14 protein-coding genes and 4 pseudogenes are annotated in these 17,855 nt (G+C 62.8%); 5 read left to right on the forward strand and 13 right to left on the reverse strand.

All coding sequences use genetic code 11. The features are described 5' to 3' along the window. Window positions 1–1,574 precede the first annotated feature (1,574 nt). The 4 genes and pseudogenes from ACVWWN_RS17060 to ACVWWN_RS17075 form a co-directional block, all read right to left on the reverse strand. Window positions 1,575–2,468 carry a pyridoxamine 5'-phosphate oxidase family protein gene (locus ACVWWN_RS17060; RefSeq protein ID WP_457144921.1) on the reverse strand — a complete coding sequence of 298 codons (894 nt, stop codon included), beginning with the start codon at window positions 2,466–2,468 and terminating at the stop codon, window positions 1,575–1,577. A 426-nt stretch (window positions 2,469–2,894) separates the two neighbouring features. Beyond that, window positions 2,895–3,137, reverse strand: a complete 243-nt coding sequence (locus ACVWWN_RS17065; RefSeq protein ID WP_457144922.1) for a hypothetical protein — start codon at window positions 3,135–3,137, stop codon at window positions 2,895–2,897. Then, complete coding sequence (locus tag ACVWWN_RS17070; RefSeq protein WP_457144923.1) at window positions 3,115–3,222, reverse strand: hypothetical protein; 108 nt, start codon at window positions 3,220–3,222, stop codon at window positions 3,115–3,117. The genes ACVWWN_RS17065 and ACVWWN_RS17070 overlap by 23 nt, the downstream gene beginning before the upstream one ends. 455 nt (window positions 3,223–3,677) lie before the next feature. Further along, window positions 3,678–4,082: pseudogene (locus tag ACVWWN_RS17075) on the reverse strand (class II aldolase/adducin family protein); the annotation flags it as partial. 283 nt (window positions 4,083–4,365) lie between these two features. Between ACVWWN_RS17075 and ACVWWN_RS17080 the strand changes: the two are divergent. Both ACVWWN_RS17080 and ACVWWN_RS17085 read left to right on the forward strand, forming a co-directional pair. Further along, window positions 4,366–4,761, forward strand: a complete 396-nt coding sequence (locus ACVWWN_RS17080) for an MmcQ/YjbR family DNA-binding protein (protein ID WP_457144924.1) — start codon at window positions 4,366–4,368, stop codon at window positions 4,759–4,761. A gap of 530 nt (window positions 4,762–5,291) precedes the next feature. Then, window positions 5,292–5,903 carry a mycothiol-dependent nitroreductase Rv2466c family protein gene (locus tag ACVWWN_RS17085; RefSeq protein WP_457144925.1) on the forward strand — a complete coding sequence of 204 codons (612 nt, stop codon included), beginning with the start codon at window positions 5,292–5,294 and terminating at the stop codon, window positions 5,901–5,903. A 415-nt stretch (window positions 5,904–6,318) separates the two neighbouring features. Here the strand turns inward: ACVWWN_RS17085 and ACVWWN_RS17090 are convergent, their stop codons facing one another. The 6 genes and pseudogenes from ACVWWN_RS17090 to ACVWWN_RS17115 all read right to left on the reverse strand — a co-directional run. Continuing rightward, window positions 6,319–6,831, reverse strand: coding sequence for a cupin domain-containing protein (locus tag ACVWWN_RS17090; protein WP_457144926.1), 513 nt, complete (start codon window positions 6,829–6,831; stop codon window positions 6,319–6,321). Next, entirely contained in the window at window positions 6,828–7,055 is a 228-nt protein-coding gene (locus ACVWWN_RS17095) for a hypothetical protein (RefSeq protein ID WP_457144927.1), read from the reverse strand. Before ACVWWN_RS17095 ends, ACVWWN_RS17090 begins: the two co-directional genes overlap by 4 nt. 512 nt (window positions 7,056–7,567) lie before the next feature. Next, window positions 7,568–7,744, reverse strand: coding sequence for a CDGP domain-containing protein (locus ACVWWN_RS17100; RefSeq protein ID WP_457149165.1), 177 nt, complete (start codon window positions 7,742–7,744; stop codon window positions 7,568–7,570). Window positions 7,745–8,014: 270 nt separating this feature from the next. Continuing rightward, window positions 8,015–8,872 carry an arylamine N-acetyltransferase family protein gene (locus tag ACVWWN_RS17105; protein ID WP_457144928.1) on the reverse strand — a complete coding sequence of 286 codons (858 nt, stop codon included), beginning with the start codon at window positions 8,870–8,872 and terminating at the stop codon, window positions 8,015–8,017. A gap of 742 nt (window positions 8,873–9,614) precedes the next feature. Continuing rightward, window positions 9,615–10,244: pseudogene (locus tag ACVWWN_RS17110) on the reverse strand (sensor histidine kinase); the annotation flags it as partial. Between the two features lie 21 nt (window positions 10,245–10,265). Then, window positions 10,266–11,054, reverse strand: a pseudogene (locus ACVWWN_RS17115) (DUF4118 domain-containing protein); the annotation flags it as partial. A gap of 818 nt (window positions 11,055–11,872) precedes the next feature. On the opposite strand from ACVWWN_RS17115, the gene ACVWWN_RS17120 reads away from it, so the two are divergent. Further along, the gene (locus ACVWWN_RS17120) at window positions 11,873–12,466 is read left to right on the forward strand and encodes a peptide deformylase (protein WP_457144929.1); all 594 of its coding nucleotides are present in this window, start codon (window positions 11,873–11,875) and stop codon (window positions 12,464–12,466) included. 466 nt (window positions 12,467–12,932) lie between these two features. On the opposite strand, the gene ACVWWN_RS17125 is transcribed toward ACVWWN_RS17120, so the two are convergent. From ACVWWN_RS17125 to ACVWWN_RS17135, 3 genes and pseudogenes are all read right to left on the reverse strand, one after another. After that, window positions 12,933–13,580: a nitroreductase family protein gene (locus ACVWWN_RS17125; RefSeq protein WP_457144930.1), complete on the reverse strand. Its 648-nt coding sequence runs from the start codon at window positions 13,578–13,580 to the stop codon at window positions 12,933–12,935. Window positions 13,581–13,760: 180 nt separating this feature from the next. Next, the gene (locus tag ACVWWN_RS17130; RefSeq protein WP_457144931.1) at window positions 13,761–14,309 is read right to left on the reverse strand and encodes a carboxymuconolactone decarboxylase family protein; all 549 of its coding nucleotides are present in this window, start codon (window positions 14,307–14,309) and stop codon (window positions 13,761–13,763) included. 950 nt (window positions 14,310–15,259) lie between these two features. Next, window positions 15,260–15,385 (reverse strand): annotated as a pseudogene (locus tag ACVWWN_RS17135) (IS21 family transposase); the annotation flags it as partial. A gap of 352 nt (window positions 15,386–15,737) precedes the next feature. Here ACVWWN_RS17135 and ACVWWN_RS17140 point away from each other — a divergent pair. Both ACVWWN_RS17140 and ACVWWN_RS17145 read left to right on the forward strand, forming a co-directional pair. Next, entirely contained in the window at window positions 15,738–16,016 is a 279-nt protein-coding gene (locus ACVWWN_RS17140) for a DUF3500 domain-containing protein (RefSeq protein WP_457144932.1), read from the forward strand. 84 nt (window positions 16,017–16,100) lie between these two features. Beyond that, window positions 16,101–17,705 carry an MFS transporter gene (locus ACVWWN_RS17145; protein ID WP_457144933.1) on the forward strand — a complete coding sequence of 535 codons (1,605 nt, stop codon included), beginning with the start codon at window positions 16,101–16,103 and terminating at the stop codon, window positions 17,703–17,705. Window positions 17,706–17,855: the final 150 nt, after the last annotated feature.

The raw sequence follows: 17,855 nt of genomic DNA on the forward strand, positions 1-17,855 counted from the left end.
ACGGTACGAGTCGTGGTGCTCACTTGAGGAGACGGCGCCCTCGCTGGGCACTGACCTGTCCGTGAGTCGGCACTGTTCGAGGATGTGTGGTTGTGGGCTACGAAGGCTCCAATCGGAGAGGCCGCCGGCGGCATGCCACCCGGGCGGGTCGACTCCGATGTCGCCACATGGACCATGATCTGGGGTGCCGGCCAGCCGTCGTGCTCACCATCGTGGTCAAACTCTTCGGCGCGCCACCGCGTGGAACTACGGGCTGTCTTGTGGGCTGCCACCGACCTGGGGAATGAGATGATCCAACTCCATGCGCGGAAGAATCATCCGGCGGAGTTCAAGCGTGATGCGGACGGGCTCCACCGCGACACGGAGGACCTGATACGCACCGCGATCGCAACCGAGTCCGGTGTCAGTGCCGCGACGTCGGCACTGGAGACGGGACACCAAACATTGGCCGCTGAGGCTTTGTCTCCGGTATTCAAAGCGCCGCGTGTCGGGTCGCTGATTCGCATGCAGACAAGTCGACACGCCATGTCAAACACGGTCCGGTAGCCGCGACAACAGTCTTACCGCGCGAGATACAACGATCCACTCGTTGCTGACTTCTCCGGCTTGAATCCCCTGCGGTACAGCCGGTCATACACGTCATCGACAGCGGTTCCAGGACGCGTCGTCGTTACCGGTAGCGATGCATTGACTGGCCCGGATCATTTCCGGCGTGGGCCGCGACGTTGCCTGTCGCGATGCGACCCACCACCTGGTGGCTACAGCGATCCCACGCAGACCTCCACGCGATCGTGGGATCACAGTCCTTAACGAACGCCGACCGGCTACTCGGGGGCCAACAATGGTGACACCAACATGGCCGACTATCCGCACTGGCTAGCGCTGTGCTTCGTACGGCTGACCAACTACGGCGACGGCATCGCCCCAACATTAAGTTGACCGGCGAGCGAGAGCCTGGATTTGGGGGAATGCACCGTCGTCGTCCGGAAGTGTTGGCTATCGCGCGTCTTCCGAAATCGTCCCGACCCAGGGTAAGTGCAATTATCCATCAATATGGCCGAAGGCGCGGGCGGACAACATCATCGGACACGCTCGAATCCGTCACGGCGACGAATTCAACTTTGCAGCGGCCAGCTGTACGCAAGCTGATGATGGGCGGCCACCAGGGATGCGCCGATGCGTCGGAGCCTCCAGCAGTGCACGCATGCCATTTAATTCCGGATACCAGGCGACAGACCGTCGCTGGTCATGTTCATCTGGAAAAAGTGCCAACTATATCTGGACCGGACATGATTTATCCGAATCTGTAAAAGAGTGGGAGTGCTCCTCGCTTCTCACTGACGTATTGATAACTACTGCCCGGCCTACGCCTTCGCCGGGGCTTTTACGCAATCCCGGTCACGCATCTGACGACGGCCGTACGACCGGCGTATATCCGTCACGCGCCGTATCGTTGCAGACCGTTGGACACCCGCGGTTGGATTCTGAGCCCCGTGGGGACGAGCCCACCGGTCCGGTGCCGGCGAGACCAGCGCTGTCCGCACTGCGCAGGGCGACTGGATCCGAGGTCGACGTCACTTCCGGCCGTCTGCGGGCTGATCGGCGGTGTGGGTGTCGTGGAGGTAGGTGGCCGTGAACTGTGTGACGAGGGTTTGTTCGTCAGCATTGCCGTAGGTGTAGGCCGGGGACAGGATCGGTCGTACCCGGTTGACGTTCAGTAAGACCGCCTGTTTGGCGGGATAGCCTGGCCCGTTGAGCCCGAGTAGCCATTCGTGTAACCAGGTGTGCACGGCGCTGCCGGGCGGGTGCAGTTCGGCGGTACCGCTGAATCGGTAGCCCCGTCGGCGCAGGAAGTCGACAACGGCGATCTCGATGCGTGGGTTCATCGACAGGTTCGCGATGGTGGCAGGTGAGGCGATGTCCATGAATGCGACATGGTTGTCGTCGTAGACGCGGACAGATCCTTTAGGAGAGAGGTTCGGCGATCCGTCGGGGTTGACCGTCGCGACGAACGCAAGTTTGGCGCTGTCGACGATGTCACGCATGTCGTTGTCGATGAGAGTCATTTCACTGCTTTCTGTTTTTGGGCGCCGTGACCGGCGCAGGTGGTCGATGCTGACGACGTCGCTGCCCGGTGGGCAGAGAGCAAGAAGCAGCGCCGCCGCGGCGGCACTGAAAACTGATGCGCTCAGCGTGGCTTCGAAGCCGCAGAAGAAGAGCATCGAGGAGGCGAACACGACCAGCGTGGCGGCGCTGGCCAGGGCGGTCTTCAGCGCCGTGTCGCGTCCAGCAACAGGGCAACACCGAGAGCAACTTCGACCAGAAGTGGCGACCCAGGCTGCTACGTCAAGCAACCCTGCTGGGAAATACGGTGCAAGAGCAGGCAGGTATTGGGTGTACGCGTCGAAGTTTCCGCATGCCACGTTGTTGGTGTCGGCGGCACCCCACAGGCCGAAGCGATCGGCCACTGCGGACAGAAACCCAGCCCTCAGTGCTAATCGGGCGGAAGCTGTTGAAGCCGAACATACTTGGCCATTGGCGGCCAGCCGGTTCAGCCCGTTATGCGTTGTCCCCATATCGGTCACCCTTCTCGTGTCGTTGGGGTTGTGTCGCCCCGCGACGATGGAGGATCGGCCTGGACCGGGCGAGTATGGCTGGGGGTGAGCAGGCCGAGCTCCCGTGCCTGGCTTGACCGTCGTGTTGCGGTCCTCCACGCCGAGTTTGCGGTACAGAGCGCAGCTGGTGGGTTCTATCGGTGGTCAGAGAGAGGCAGAGGCACTGACCGATCTCTCGGCGCGATAACCGGGTGGCCGGCAGCCCAAGAACCTCGAGCTTCTTTGGCGTCAGTTCCTCACCGAGCGTCACGGTATCCGTAACGGACTATACAGTCCGCGTTATTCCCTCGGGGGTGTTCGGCGGAGTGTGCCCGATACCTCCTGCGACAACGGCCCACAGGGACGCCACATGCTCGGCTCCTCCGCGTCACGGCTGCCGCCGGCTTCTACGAGGACCGGCAGGTGATGGGTGTGCGTCGTCGGGTCATAGTCGCTGCACGCACCATTCCGCCCAGTCACTCTGACATATCGCTCGTCGAGGCCTGCAACCGAGGCGATTTCAGCACTGGTGGTGGGGCGCAAGGGCGGCCATGCGGTCGAACAGGCCGGTCTGGTGACCAATACTGAGCAGCAGTGCGATGGCCCGGTCGTACACAACGCCGAGCATTCGAAGGCCGAACCCTTTGGGCGTCAGTGGACTCGGGCTCGGGAAGCTGGTCTGTTATCGTCACAATCTCATAGTTTCTCGAGTCGTGGGCCTAGGTAACCCCGCGTGAGAAGACGCCCATTTGTACTGCATGACAATATTTTGATGCCCAGGCCGTCCCTCCTCAGGGCGATATTTCGTATCAACGGCCCGGCCCGTCCGGCGATGTCGTTAAGAGAGGGGACCGTGGTTGACGTCGACGCGCAGCAACCCATGCGCAACATCGCGGCCTACGCTGCGCGCCACATCCACGGACCCCGCGCGGCGGCGAGCACGAGCGGCCGCGGCCAATTGCTATACATCACATAGGCGAACAGAGAGGTGCTGAGGTGCCGATGGCTGTACGCCGCGAGGAAAACCTCTGCATCGCTTTGGGCGTCACCGACGTTTATAGGTGCCGTGGATCCCCCTTATGGTCACGTGCGTAGTTCTGCCGCGGTGATGCCGTCAAGTCTGGCCAGTTCGTGGCGCCATGCGGTGTCGGTGTTGAATTGAGCGCCGAGATCGGGGAGTTTGGCCATGTCCGCTGCGGGGAGATCTTCGAGTGTTCCGCCTGCGGTGACGACACGCAGTGCTAGCCGGGCGAGCTGGTCGACGCTGATGGCTTGGAGGACTGCTTGTTCGACCGTGGTCGTTGCGCTGGTAAGTCCGTGTCCGCGAAGGAGTACGACCGGCCTGTCTGTCATCGCGGCGACCATTTCGGCGGCCAGCGCCCGGGTGCAGACCAGAACACTGCGCGGATAGACGGGGACTCCAGCGGCGGCCAGGCGGGTGCCGGGGATGTCGAAGGCACCCACAATAGGGCGAATGGCGATACCTGCGTTGATAAACAGCGCTTACGCGGTATTGATTTGTTGACGTGATATGCTAACGGCGCTGTGCTGCAGCTCAATTCGGGGAAGAATGGCCTCAAGGCTGAAGATGTCCCCGATCCCTGCCGGGGCAGGGCACACACAAAGGTTCGTCATGAGACGATGCCGTCCGCGTGGCACCGGCCTCTCGAGGGTGCCGGGACCGTCCGAATCGGCGTGAGACTGCATGCACCGGCACTGCCCGCCCACAGGCCGCGCGTCCACCAACACGACCATCCAGGAGACTGTTGAAATGCAACATGACACGAAGCTGCAAGCGCGGTCGGCCACGCGTGCTGACGAGCTCCCCGGCATTGAGCGGACCCATCAGTCAACCGGTGACTGGGAATTGTGGAAGGTCGGCGGCAAGGTGTTCATGCTGCACACCGCGATGCCCGGGGAACCGGTCGTGATCCTCAAGGCAGATCCCGCCGATGCGGAATCGCTGCGCGAAGCTCATGCGCAGATTACCCCGGGCTATCACATGAACAAGAAGCACTGGATCACGCTGCATCCTGGAGGCGGCCTCGATTCGGGGCTCATCGACGACCTGGTGACCGAGTCGTACCTACTCGTCGTCGAAGGGCTTCCCAACAGGCAGCGTCCGGTAGACCCCGAGAAATTCCGACGTGCTCGGCCGCGAAGCTGAACGGTCCCGCAGTCGCAGCAGCCGCACCTGACCGAAAGCCCTGGGCCGCCAGGTGATCGCCCCGCTCGCAATGCTCGATGCCGCCCGCGCGGGCCACCACGTTAGGCCGACGCGTCGCAGCCTCGAGCAATAGAGAGGTCTGCTATTCAACTCCGGATACCATAAGACAGTGCGTCGTTGGTCTTGATCATCTGGAAAAGCTGCAACTAATTCTGGAACGGAACGATGCGCCACCAATAGCAGTCGGTGTATTCGCGGCGCTCATGTTCAGCGACCGCGTCCCGGAAAACCGAGATGCCCTCGTCTCCCTGGCCGTAGGCGATTTCAACTGAAGGTGAAAAGTTTTCTCGTCTGGGCCTCTTGCTGGAGCTCGGCCAGCGGTGCGATGCCGGCGTGATCTTTCCTCAGTCGGCAGTTGCTTCCATTTCGGCGTGGATCGGTGCGGGTCGGCGGGACCGGGAACAGCTGAGCCGCCCCGGAAGTTGTGGTGAACAGAGGTCGGCACTCAACCACATCGAGAGGACGCGTAGATGGCCCAAAAAGACGTCGTCGGTTTCTGGTTCGATCCGGTGTGCCCGTGGTGCTGGATTAGCTCGCGCTGGATCTTGGAGGTCGAGAAGGTCCGGGATATTGACGTCCAATTCCACGTCATGAGCCTGGCTGTGCTCAACGAAGGCCGGGACAACCTGAACGAGACCTACCGGGAACTGATGAAGACGGGCTGGGGGCCGGTGCGCGTCGCAATCGCCGCCGAGCAACTCAAGGGCCAGGAAATTCTGTCGCCGCTCTACACCGCAATGGGCGTCCGCATTCACAACCAGGGCAACAAGGACTTCGCACAGGTGATCGCGCAATCTCTGGAAGAGTTGGGCCTACCCGCCGAGTTGGCCGACGCCGCAAACACCGACAAGTACGACGACGCACTGCGCGCGAGCCATCACGCCGGTATGGACGCCGTCGGCGAGGACGTCGGAACCCCGACTATCCAAATCAACGGTGTGGCGTTCTTCGGCCCGGTGCTGTCGAGGATCCCGCGCGGCGAAGAGGCCGGCAAGCTGTGGGACGCGTCAGTGACCTTCGCCTCCTACCCCCACATCTGGGAGCTCAAGCGCACGCGCACCGAGAGCCCAGAGTTCAACTGAGCATCTACAGTTGCGTGCGGCTGTGACTGAGTACACGGCTTGAGCATGGCAACACCGCGAGATTTCCTCGGCCTGGGGTATCCAAGAAAGTGCAGCGGATCTTACGGGCACCGGCAAAGCTGCATATTGAATTGTCGCGTATTCAGCAGCAATCAGCGGTGCGACCGCGGGCTGGCGTAGTCCCGCCGGGGAGAGGGCGTGGTCGCACTGCGCAGCTGAGGCTGTCGGGACACCGCTTGTTCGGCTGAGGTGAGCTGATGCATCAGACGGTCACATCGAAACATCGACCGTCGCAACGACTCAGAACCAACTGGGGGATCATGCCCAGGGCTGAAGCAACGTCCCGAAGGCCGAGAACTGTCAGGTGTTGTCAGCGGTACGGGATTCTCTCCTGTTGTGCGGACGCGCTTCGCGTTCAGCCGGGCGGGGTGAGGTTGTAACGGGCGATGAGGTCGGGTAGCCATGGAGGTTGGCCGAATTGCAGTCCGTAGGCCTTTGCGAGTGTCGCGATTGCCTCGACGGGTGGGGCACCGCCGGTTGTCAGGTCGGCCAGTTCGCGAAAGTATTTTTCGAAGCCGGCTGGGCTGATCACCTCGATCATGCGGGCAGGGGTGGACCCCGCGTTCCACATCGTGTGTAATTCGCCTCTGGGCTTTGTGATGTAGCCGCCCGCGCCGAGCACGGCCTCGCGGTCGCCTGAACGGAAGCCGATTTCGCCCTCGATGACGATCGAGTACTCATCTTCTCTGGTGTGCAGATGCGGCGGTACGAGGGCGCCCACAGGGAACGGGTGCTCAACGATGGCCACCGCGCCGCCGGTGTCCTCGTCCCACAGCTTGAACACCACCTCGATCGAGCCCAGGTTGCCCGTTCTGCCCTCGCCTGGGCGGACAATGGTCAGTGGTGGGGGGGTTCCGGTTTCACTCATGCGTTGACTTCCTCGCCAGCGTGTGCGATGCCCTGGCGGGTCGCGGCATCCGGTGACGTGCTCATCGCCTTCCTCACATCCAGCCAGGCATTAAGAGCGTGGAATCCGGATGTTCGTGCGTGATGCATATCAGGCATGCATCCGAGTTGGCGATCGGTGGCGTCGAGGGCCGGGCGTGAGGCGGCGGGGATGTCGGCCTCAGCCGGCGCAGTCATTCGCGACATCTGTTGGCACTCCTTCTTTCGATCGACGGGCGCGGTCACGACGGCCGGGGCAACAGAATGTGGGAGTCTGATGACCGTCAGAGTGAGCTTAACAAATGGAGGACTAAATAGTCCTTCGGAATGCTTTCCGGCGCGGGATCTCCTTCGGGCGCACCGGGTGTGTTGCGATAACGCTGCAGCGGAATCCTTCTGGGCAACGACGAAGGTCGGTGTCTACGAGGGGTACTCGTGACTGACGAATGCGGCGGCAACGCTCGCCGTCGGCGATTGGATCGAGCGGGTTTACCACCGGCGCAGACGCCACTCAGTGATCGGCGGGATCAGCCAGGTCGCGTACGAGGGCCGACTTACTCAGCCGGCACAAGCCGCCTGACCCTGTGTCCACCAAACGGCGCCAAGCCCACAGGGAGTCTTGTGCGATGGGCTTCGACAACGATGGCGAGCCAGCCAGCGCGGGGACTCGCCCGTCTTTTGTGGCGATCGCCGGAGTCCTACCTACAGGTCGATGTGGTTCAGCGGCAGAGGTGCGGTGAAAAATATGCCAGGGTTGCGCGTGGCCGGGGGCGCAGCAGCCAGCAATACGGCTGGCCTCGTTTGAGCGGCAGGCATCGTTGCCAGCTGCCGTCAGGCTGGATGGGTCCGTCGCACAGAAGTTTCGATCGTAGGGCACATATCCAGCGCTTGTCGATGGCGCCGCGGCGATCAGCGCCACGGTCGTCATCAACTCGGCGGCCAGTGCCGCGACGACGTAAGTGCTCATGGCCGTTGTTTCTTCACGCGTCGTCCTGAAAAGTTCCTCCCGAAGATGATTCGGGTTATGCGGCGCGTCCAGTGATTGTTGGTAGGCGATGGGGCTGAGCATTCCGATCGCGCACTGGCGCCTGTGAGTGTCGTAGGAGGCTAAATTCACGGGCGACTTCGTCGATCCCACGCCCGGAATCGATCACCCGGCGAGACACTCAGGCGTCGAGAACCTCGCTAAGTCGCGCCTGGAGTGTGCCGCGGCCACCGGAATCGGTTAGAGCAAGGCCGAACCGGCTAATCAACAGCTCGAGGACCTCAGCCGCGCCGTCGAGCCTTGTGCGTTCGGTCACCTCACGCCGATGCACGGTGAGGTTGCGGCCACGCAAGTTATACCGTTCGTCATCGGTGACGATCGCTGCCGTCAAGGCGGTAACAAACAGCGACGTAGGATATGTTGACATATACCAACTTCCGACTTCGAGGTCGATACGCGGCCGCCGATGAGTGGTGAAGGTGTATAGCGGCATCCACTCGTCCCGGACCTGGGCGTGCAAGAGGTATCCCGCGTGGTGGTCGAGCAGCTTATGTGCCCCGTGAGGCGTCTGTTGCACCATGCCCGTCGCAAACCGCAACGGGGCAGTCGGTGTCGGCCCGCCAAAGCCAACGTCGACAAGAAACCGCCCCTCAACGCTGGGTACCGTTACTAGGAGGGCGTCGTGGTTTTCTGCAGGCAGCGGAGCATCTGCCCCGTTCGACAACAGCACCCGAGCGCTGATGTGATCTACCCGAAAGCCCAGTTCCTCAAGCACATACCCCATCAGGCCGTTCTGTTCGTAGCAAAAGCCGCCCCGGCCGCGGCGCACTAGCTTGTCAACCAACGCCTCCGCGCCGAGGTCGGCAACGGGTCGTCCGAGCAGCGAGTCGACGTTCTCAAACGCGATGCGACGAGTGTGCGCGGATACGAGGGCGTGCAGGGTTTCTAGTGTCGCATCGGCCGAGCCAGTGTAGTTCACCCGGCCGAAGTACTCGGCGGCCACGCCGCACACAGCGGATTCCTTTTTGACGGTTGGCATTTCGCAATCCTACCCGTCAAAATGGGCGAGGAAATCTGCGGAAGTATGGCGCTTTCCAGATCTTTGTTCCGGCGGTCCAGCGCACGAAGGCCGGTTGCGAGCGTCCGGTGGTTGCAAACGGCCAAGGAAGCGAAGGCCGCGAATGAATTATGAATCACGTTGCCAAGCGACGACGAACCATACTCAGTAATGTCTGTTCCGGGAGCGCGTTCTGCCCTCTTCAACGCGGCTGACCAACCGTCAACCGGTTAGCACCATCCGAAAGGGCCCCCAGGAAGTGGAACCCGGCAGCCCCGCGGAGAGCGAGTGTAGGAAGAGGCACTCGTTGAAACCCGCGCTAGCCCCCAAGCGGGGAAGCGGCCAATATCATTATCGGTCCACCACCACTCCAGCGTCGTGGAACAAACGATCGGGACCCGTCGCAGTCGCGGAGATGGACTGAAACCGCCATATCCGCCAGACCGGACAACTGAGTAAGTAAGCCTCGCAACACGTTGCACAGGAATGGAATACGGCCTAACTGTAGATGTTATCAGGTATCGGCTGCGCAATTTTATTGCGACATGCGCCAGGTGAAACGCCTGCACCTCTGGATGATTGAGCGATTTGGCCCACCGCCGCGTCGCGGTGTTCATCGCCGGCGGGCAGGTTGCGGATGTACTCAGGTCCCTTCGCCGACCGTCCGGGCCGGAGCGAAGAAGAGGAAGAGGAGGTCTTTGGGCGGAGGTTGTTCTCTTCCGAATTATCTGGTGTCGAGCGGGATGGTGATCTGCAGCGACGTTCCGACTCCCGGGGGACTGCTGAGTTGGATGTGGCCGCCGAGGGCCTCAACGCGGTCCTTTAGCCCAATGAGTCCGGACCCTTTTGCGGCGTTGGCACCCCCGATTCCGTCGTCGCGAATCGACAGGCGGAGATGGGCGTCCTGGACCTGTACACCGACGGTCACCTCCGAGGCTCGAGCGTGCTTGGCGGCATTGGTCAGCGCTTCCGCCACCATGTAATAGGCAGCGACTTCGATGGAGTCGGGTAACCGTCGGTCAATCGTCACGTCGAGGTTTACTGGGACACTCGAGCGGCGGGCCAGGGTCTTGAGCGCGGGGCCGAGTCCTCCGTTCGACAGCGCCGCAGGGTGAAGTCCGCGGGCGATCTCTCGGAGATCTTCTAAGACGCCGGACAACCCCGACGTGATGTGGGACAGCCGCTCTTTGATGTCCCGGTGTTCAGTGGGTACCGACGCTTCTGCCATGCGCAGCTGGAGGCCCAACGAGACCAGCCGTTGTTGGGCCCCGTCATGCAGGTTTCGCTCCAGTCGCCGCCGGGCGGCGGCTTCGGCGCAAACGATGCGAGCACGAGAGGCGATCAGTTCGGCTTGTGCTCGCAGCAGTTGATTCTGGGCGTGTCGACGCCTAGTGATGTCGCGGCCGACGGTGTAAAACAGGCCACGGTCCCAGACGACGCGCCATTCGACCCACCGCTGCGAAGCGTCGCTGCAGGTGAGCTGGTTCTGGGTACGTAGCGGTTGGGCACTGCGGGACAGCTGCTCAAGGAGTGCGCGCGCGTTATCTCGATCCTCGGGAACGATGAGATCCAGATACGGCCGTGAGGCCAAGTCGTCGAGTGAGTAGCCGAGGGTTTGTATGAACGCGGGGTTCGCTCGCAGGATCCGGTGCGAGTCCATGATACACATCAGGTCAGGTGAGAGGTCAAAGAACCTTTGGCCCTCCCGGGCTCGCCTAGCAAGCGCATTCGCTACAAGTGCGACGACGAGGAAGACACCGATTGAGATCCAGTCCTGGAGTTCGTAGGGGGCGAAATGATCGGTTGGCCAGTCACGGAAGTAGGAGAAGCCGACCGCACTGGCGATCGACATTGCGGCCGACAAGCCGAGTCCCCACAGCGTTGATATCGCGATGACTCCGATTAGGTAAAGCGTGGCAAAACAGCCTGCGGTGCCAGTGACCACGTTGAGTGAACCCACGACAAGAGTTTCGACTACTAGGAAAGACGCCGCGACGGCGATGCCTAGCGCAAGTGACGGTGCGCTCAGGCGGGCAAACATCCGAAACCGAAGTAGCCGGGGAACTCGTCTGACAGCCGAACCGCGGTCGGTGAGGACGCGACTTGGCATACCCGCCCAGCCAGGGTGCCACGACAGGTTATGCGTCACGAGAAACTTCCACATCCCCGGTCGAGCTCGACTAGCACGACGCGTGGGTCGCGCACTGCGTGCGACCGATAGGGTGGGCTCTCGTGCCTCGGAGCCAGGCGCAGCCGCCTAGCTCCAGCGGGTGCAGACCACAAGCGTTGTGTCAGTGCGACGTTCACCACGAATCCGAGTTGGCGAGCGGCGGCGCCGAGGGCAGGGCGCGCGACGGCGGGGATCTCGGCCTCAGCCGGCGAGGTCATTCGCGACATCTGTTGGCACTCCTTGTTCATCAACGGGCCGCTGTCACAACCGCCGCGGCAACAGATCGTGGCCGTCTGACGGGCGGCAAAGCGAGCCTAACAAAATAAGGGACTAACTAGTCCGTAGCGTCACTGCGGGTACGCGATCCTGGTGGATCCTGCTCGGCTTCGGCTCCCTTCTCAGCTGCGGACACGATGTCACCCCGCCCAATGGAAGGGCAAAACACCCAAGGATATGGCGACACTGCTGTCTTGCACCGACATGTCGTGGCGATCAGCAGTAAGAATCGGTTCACGAGCCGCCGAACGACGCGACTACCGGACTACCAGGTCCGCGCCGTGGGCCTAACGCACGTGAAGCAGGGCCGGTGTAGTACGGCCAGAGGCTCTGGCGGGGAACCATCTGCCGTTCGACCGCTACAAGCCGCGTATCGCAATCGCTCGATGAAACTTATACCTCAAGGTGGGCCGCGGTACGCGAGGCGTAAAGAGCGGCTCACTTTCGGGCCAGATCAGACAGGTTGTGGTTGTTCACCGACTATATAACCAAGGTGCACAGGCCGATTCGTAGCCGACCGGGTATTGTCGTCCGTTATGGTCGTCGTACCGATCCGCATCACGGGGGATCCCATTTTGCACACCCCCACCCGACGGGTGCCGGTCGGCGCCGACGGCTCGCTACCACTCGGTCTCGCGCGCCTCATTGACGATCTTTATGAAACGCTGGCCGCATCGAAGGGGGTCGGCCTGTCGGCCAACCAGATCGGAGCCGACCAAAGGGTCTTCGTCTATGACTGCCCCGAAGTCCGCGGTGACTCCAGACGCCACCGTGGTTGTGTTGTCAACCCGATGCTGGAGACCGCCGATCGGCCTGCGGGCCCACCTGATCCAGACAGCGACGAGGAAGGCTGCCTGTCGGTGCCGGGGGAGAAATTCCCTATCGGCCGTGCAAACTGGGCGCGTGTAACCGGACTGGACACGGACGGCGAGCCCGTCACGGTGGAGGGCACGGGACTTCTCGCGCGAATGCTGCAACACGAAATCGGGCACCTCGACGGCCAGTTATACATCGATCGCCTGGTGGCTCCGTACGCTGCCCGCGCCGCCGACGCTGTTGCCGCACATGGCTGGGGTGTCCCGGGCCTCACCTGGACGCCAGGTGTCGATCCGAACCCATTCGGCGTATAGCCCCAATACCTACGCCTGGCGGCACCGATGCGCCGATGCGGTGGCGGCTGGGGGCAGGTTGGATTAGTGAAATGCCGACCGCCTGGCGGTACATCCCGGCGGCCGCGTTCTCTGGGATTTGAACAGGCATGCGGTCACCCTCGCCAGCACCCGCCACCTCGCCTGACGTCAGACGGGTTGTGATCACTCCCGAAGATTTGAATGCGAGACAAGCACGCGAAAGGGTCTCCACCGCATGAGTTCGTTGCGAATACGTCGCCATTTGTTGTCTTCAGTGTGCTCACATCTTCGATGTACGTGGAGTGCCCGAATGCCGTCGACCACAGTTCCCCGAAACCAACGACTGATACCGCAAGCGCCCTGTAAGGGTGTCGTAGGGGACCGTCTTGGGTTCGTTGTCTTCGATGCGCGCTTTGGCGAGGTAGCGCTACGCGGTAGCCAGGTCGATGACGAGAGCTGTCGCGGTTCAGGCGAAGGTGAACAGGCGGTCGGAGTCGAACCGCGAGATCGGGGTCTTGTAGACCTTCTCGGGATCGGGGTAGCCCAGCCCGAGAAGAACCGTCGTAGTGTAGCCCGTCTCGGCGATCGCGAACGCCTTGTCGACGCTGGACCGATCGAAGCCCTCAAACGGTGTGGCCTCGACACCGAGCTCGGCGGCGGCCATCATCGTCATGCCGAGCGCCATGTACGTCTGCTTCTCCATCCAGTGGTCCAGATCCTTAAAGGTCGAGTTGCGAATGTTGAGGAAGTCGCGGGTCATCGACTCCCACAGCTCCTGCTTCGCCGGGTCGGGGAACCGGCCGTCCATCCGCTCCTTGGCGAAAACCGCTTCGAGGTGCTCGTCGGGCACGTCCGTCCGCGTGGTGAGGATGATGACGTGCGAAGCGTTCTGGACTTTCTCGCAGTTGTCCATGAAGCGCTCGCCCAAGTTGTTCGCGAGCTTCCCCTTAGCCTCGGGCGTTGAAAGAACGTAGAAGTGGTTGGGCTGCACGTTCACCGACGATGGGGCGGAACGCAGAAACCGCAACAGTTGCTGCAAGGTCTCGTCCGGGATGGTCTTGGTCGGGTCGAAGTACCTCGTGAGGTGCTTGTCCATCAGCTTGCCAAGGTCCAAGGTCTTCTTCTTTCTTCATCAAACGGGTGAGGGATCGAAGGGGGCGGATCATCAGTTCTTCACATGCGCGAGGAGCTCGCGACGACGGTGCCAAGGGCTTCGAGGTCCGGCTGGGCGGGGCGTCGAGCACCTACGCCCCTGACCTCTGTGGAGTTTTCGTGAGTCCCGTTGTCCCGGGGGTTATGTGGCCGCGGCGGAAGAGTCGATCGCGGGGATATCCACCTCAGTCCTGTTGACGTTGTTGAGGAAGTTGGTGAGGAGGAACTGCACCGTGACCGTGACGATCGCCAGGATCTGCGCGTCGGTGTAGCCCGCGCCGCTCACGGCCGCGAGTTCGGCGTCGCTCACCTTTCCGCGCGTGTCGACGACTTGCTGCACGAAGCGCGCGACCGCGGCGCGGCGCGGATCGGTCGACCTTCCGGAGCGAGCGAGGTCGATATCCTCGTACGACATGCCGCCCATCTTCGACGAGACATAAGAGTGGATGGCCAGGCAGTACTCGCAGCCGTTCGCCTCGGACACGGCCAGCGCGATCGTGTGCCGCGTCTTCGCGTCGAGCACGCGTGCGAGCGTGCTTTGCAGCGAGGTCACGACCTCGAGAACGGTCGGGTTCGCGGCGAGGGTCTGAAACATGCTCGGGACGAAACCGAACTGCGCGCCGATGCCGTCTAGGACCGCTCGTGTCTCCGTCGCGATGTCTTCGGTGGCGGGGGCTTTCAGTCGAGACATGTTTCATACTCCGTTTCGCATCGGACCCTCCCGTCGTTCGGCGAGAGGAAATCAATTTCTGGGCTTTAGCCCACCTGAGAGTGGACGTTCGGCACGACTCCGACTTCGCGAACAGCGGCGTCGAGATGCGGGCGCGAGGCGGCGGGGATGTCGGCCTCAGCCGGCGCAGTCATTCACGACATCTGTCGGCACTCCTTGTTCATGGACGGCGCGATCACGACCGTCGGGGCAACAGAACGTGGCGTCTAACGGCCGTTAGAGCGAGCCTATCAGACAAAGGACTAACTAGTCCATAGGGCCACCTCCTGGTACGCGATCTCCCGGGGTTGCGGCTCCATTCTCAGCTGCGGACACACGGCGACGGCAACGTGTCGCCGCCAACCAATTGAAAGTGCCAGACACTCAGCAACATAGCGACACAGTTGCCTTGCGCCGACACGTCGCCGCTGGATAGCTGGTTGCTACGGATCTTTCGTGGCTATCAGCAGTAACCGGTTCGCGAGCCGCAGATCGATGCCGCTACGACAGGGACTATGAGGTCCACGCCGTGCGTCTAGTGCACGGTTCCCAGCGGCGGCCCGAGTCGGCGGACGTCCGGCAGTGTGCGCGGCCCAGGGTCCACTCGAGCGTGCAGCGACCGCCAGATTGACCTAGATTCAGATGCGTATTCGCCGACCGCCAGGTTGGATGCGACAACCGCCAAATGCACTGAGACCGGACAGAACGGTTCGCAACACCCGCCCGGCTCCTGCGCTGGGGACTCTGGGCACACATCGCATGGCTGCGGCTGTGCAAGCGCTGCGGCTTGTCGGTATGAACGCGCGCCGGTGGGGTCGATCCTGCACGGGGTCGAGCCACACATTCGTGGCTGGCAACGGCGACGATGCTGCGGGTGGACGGCACCGCCGAGCTGTTCAGCCGGCACGCCACCAACCTCACCGGATGCTTTCCGGCAGAAACGAACGCTCCAAGTGATCGTGACAGCGTTCGATGAGCCCCTTCGCTTCGGGATCGGCGGGTTTGCAGACCACCACCTTCGCACCCAGCGTCCCGCGGAAGGCTTGGCACTCGCCGGTGTGGGCGCGGACCCAGAGCCGCCACGATTCATCGTTGGTGAGTCGAAACCCGAGAAGCGGCGCTGTAAGTGCTAGCGCAGTGGTCGCGTCGGCGACATCGACGACGTCTTGGCTCCATTCCGTCGCCTGCAACTCCTTGAAGACCAAAGTGCGGTAATCGGCGCTTGTTTGGAACGCGAGCTGGTGAACGGTGGGTTCGAGGTACCCCACGCCGAGCATCGCTTCCAGCCGCCGCTCCGGTCGTCGATACCCGAGCTTGCCCAAGCCATACGAGTACTGGGGCGAGGTGGTCGCAGCGTTCATCCGACCGCGCGATGCTGAGCGTCGCCGACGGTCACCGAGCTGCGCTTCCATGTGCGGGCCCACTTGTGACGTGCTATCCAGCTCGCCGTTCTTCCTCGGTGCCGACCCAGCTGAATCGCCATTGCTTGGTGGCCACCTCCTGCGTCCGTTGGGCGCGGCAGAGGATCTCGCTCGCGAACTCGTCCCTTCCCTCGACGAGGAGCAGACCGCGCTAGCTTTGTTAAGCGCGGCCGCACCGATTGACATCGTTGGGCTTGTTGTTCTTGAATACGGCATCAGGTGCTTGTGCGCGAGCGTGACGCCCAAATCCGCGGTCTCGAGCTGGTGATGTTCAGGTGCGACACTCCGCCGATGTCAAGGCGTTCGGCGATCCCGATGGGTGGATCGGTAGGCACCGATACGCTTTGGTTTCATGACCTCGGAGACTGCGGCACCAGCACGGGTCTCGACGTGGGCGCCCATGGCGTCACGCCTCTACCGGGCGCTGTGGATTGCGCAGTTCGTGTCCAACCTCGGTACCTGGATGCAGACAGTCGGCGCGCAGTGGATGCTCGTCAGCTATCCGGGCGCGGAAGTTCTCGTGCCAATGGTGCAGACCGCCACGACGTTGCCTTTCATGCTGCTGGCTTTGCCGTCGGGCGCGCTGGCAGATCTGGTCGATCGACGCCGGCTGCTGATCGCCACGCAGTCGGCGATGGCGGCCGGGGTAGCTACACTGGCCGCGTTGACCGGGGTCGGACTGACCACCCCCACAGTCTTGCTGGTGTTGTTGTTCCTCATCGGGTGCGGGCAGGCACTCACATCGCCGGCGTGGCAAGCGATCCAGCCTGATCTCGTGCCGCGCGAGCAGATCCCCGCGGCGGCGGCTCTGACCAGCATGAGCATGAACTCCGCCAGGGCCATCGGCCCGGCCATCGCGGGGGTGCTGGTCGCGCTGGTCGGGCCGACGCTGGTGTTCGCCCTGAACGCGGTGTCCTTCGTCGGAATCGTGATGGTGTTGCTGACGTGGCGCCGTCCTTTCGACCAGCCGGAGTTGTCCGCCGAGCGGCCCCTGGCCGCACTGAGCGCGGGCGGACGCTTCATCCGCAACTCGCTGATCGTGCGGCGGATTCTCTTGCGGGCGGTGCTGTTCATCCTGCCCGGCAGCGCCCTGTGGGGACTGCTGCCGGTGATCGCGCACGGCCAGCTCGGCCTGTCGTCCTCCGGGTACGGACTGCTGCTCGGCGCGCTGGGCGTCGGTGCGGTCCTCGGCGCCCTGACCTTGCCGGTGTTTCAGCGGGCACTGCAGCAAAACGCCTTGCTGGTCATCGCCGCGTTGGGATTCGCCGTCGCGACCGCCGTTTCGGCGACGGTGCCCAACCTGGCGGCAGTGCTGGCCGCGCTGCTGATCGGTGGCACGTCGTGGCTGTTGTCGCTGGCGACACTCAACGCCTCGATGCAGCTGAGTCTGCCTGCCTGGGTGCGCGCCCGGGGTCTTTCGGTTTATCAGCTGATCTTCATGGGCGGGCAGGCAGTGGGTTCGCTGCTATGGGGCGTGGTCGCCGGTGCCACCACCACCGCGGTCGCCCTGCTCATCGGTGCAGGGCTGCTGGTGGCGTGCGCGGTCTCGGCGCTCTGGTGGCCGTTGCATCCCAGGACCGGAGACGTCGACATCACTCCGTCGGCGCACTGGCCTGAGCCTGCGCTGGTCTTCGAGCCCGCGCCGTTGGATGGACCGGTTTTGGTGCTGAATTCCTACCGCGTCGAGCAGCAGGCCGAGCCGGGGTTTCTCACCGCGATGACCCGGCTGGCGCGATCGCGGCAGCGCACCGGCGCCATGCAGTGGCGGCTATACCGGTCCGGCGAACAGCAATCGGTCTTCGTCGAGGCGTTCGTCGTGCGGTCGTGGCAAGAGCATCTGCATCAGCACCGCACCCGCCAGACCGGCGTCGACCAGGTCATCGAGCAGCACGTCCAGCAGTTCGCACAAGGCGAATCGAGTGTGCAGCATCTGATCGCCGTCGACCCGAACCTGTGAAGCCGTGCTCAGGGACCGGCATTTTCGCCTGTGCGACGCGCGACGTTGCCGGGCGAGCTGCCACACGGCTTTGACGAAAAGCTCGACTGGCATGTCGACCGCCTCCCGTCACGCCCATGATTCGGCCGGCACGGTCATCCTGATGATCCG

The sequence above is a fragment of the Mycobacterium sp. URHB0021 genome, assembly GCF_054057895.1.

Excerpts from the sequence above, each read along its gene's own strand:
- ACVWWN_RS17070 (WP_457144923.1), bottom strand. The coding sequence starts at position 3,222 with ATGCTCGGCGTTGTGTACGACCGGGCCATCGCACTGCTGCTCAGTATT.
- ACVWWN_RS17080 (WP_457144924.1), top strand. The coding sequence starts at position 4,366 with ATGCAACATGACACGAAGCTGCAAGCGCGGTCGGCCACGCGTGCTGAC.
- ACVWWN_RS17085 (WP_457144925.1), top strand. The coding sequence starts at position 5,292 with ATGGCCCAAAAAGACGTCGTCGGTTTCTGGTTCGATCCGGTGTGCCCG.
- ACVWWN_RS17090 (WP_457144926.1), bottom strand. The coding sequence starts at position 6,831 with ATGAGTGAAACCGGAACCCCCCCACCACTGACCATTGTCCGCCCAGGC.
- ACVWWN_RS17095 (WP_457144927.1), bottom strand. The coding sequence starts at position 7,055 with ATGTCGCGAATGACTGCGCCGGCTGAGGCCGACATCCCCGCCGCCTCA.
- ACVWWN_RS17105 (WP_457144928.1), bottom strand. The coding sequence starts at position 8,872 with ATGCCAACCGTCAAAAAGGAATCCGCTGTGTGCGGCGTGGCCGCCGAG.
- ACVWWN_RS17120 (WP_457144929.1), top strand. The coding sequence starts at position 11,873 with ATGGTCGTCGTACCGATCCGCATCACGGGGGATCCCATTTTGCACACC.
- ACVWWN_RS17130 (WP_457144931.1), bottom strand. The coding sequence starts at position 14,309 with ATGTCTCGACTGAAAGCCCCCGCCACCGAAGACATCGCGACGGAGACA.
- ACVWWN_RS17140 (WP_457144932.1), top strand. The coding sequence starts at position 15,738 with ATGTGCGGGCCCACTTGTGACGTGCTATCCAGCTCGCCGTTCTTCCTC.
- ACVWWN_RS17145 (WP_457144933.1), top strand. The coding sequence starts at position 16,101 with ATGACCTCGGAGACTGCGGCACCAGCACGGGTCTCGACGTGGGCGCCC.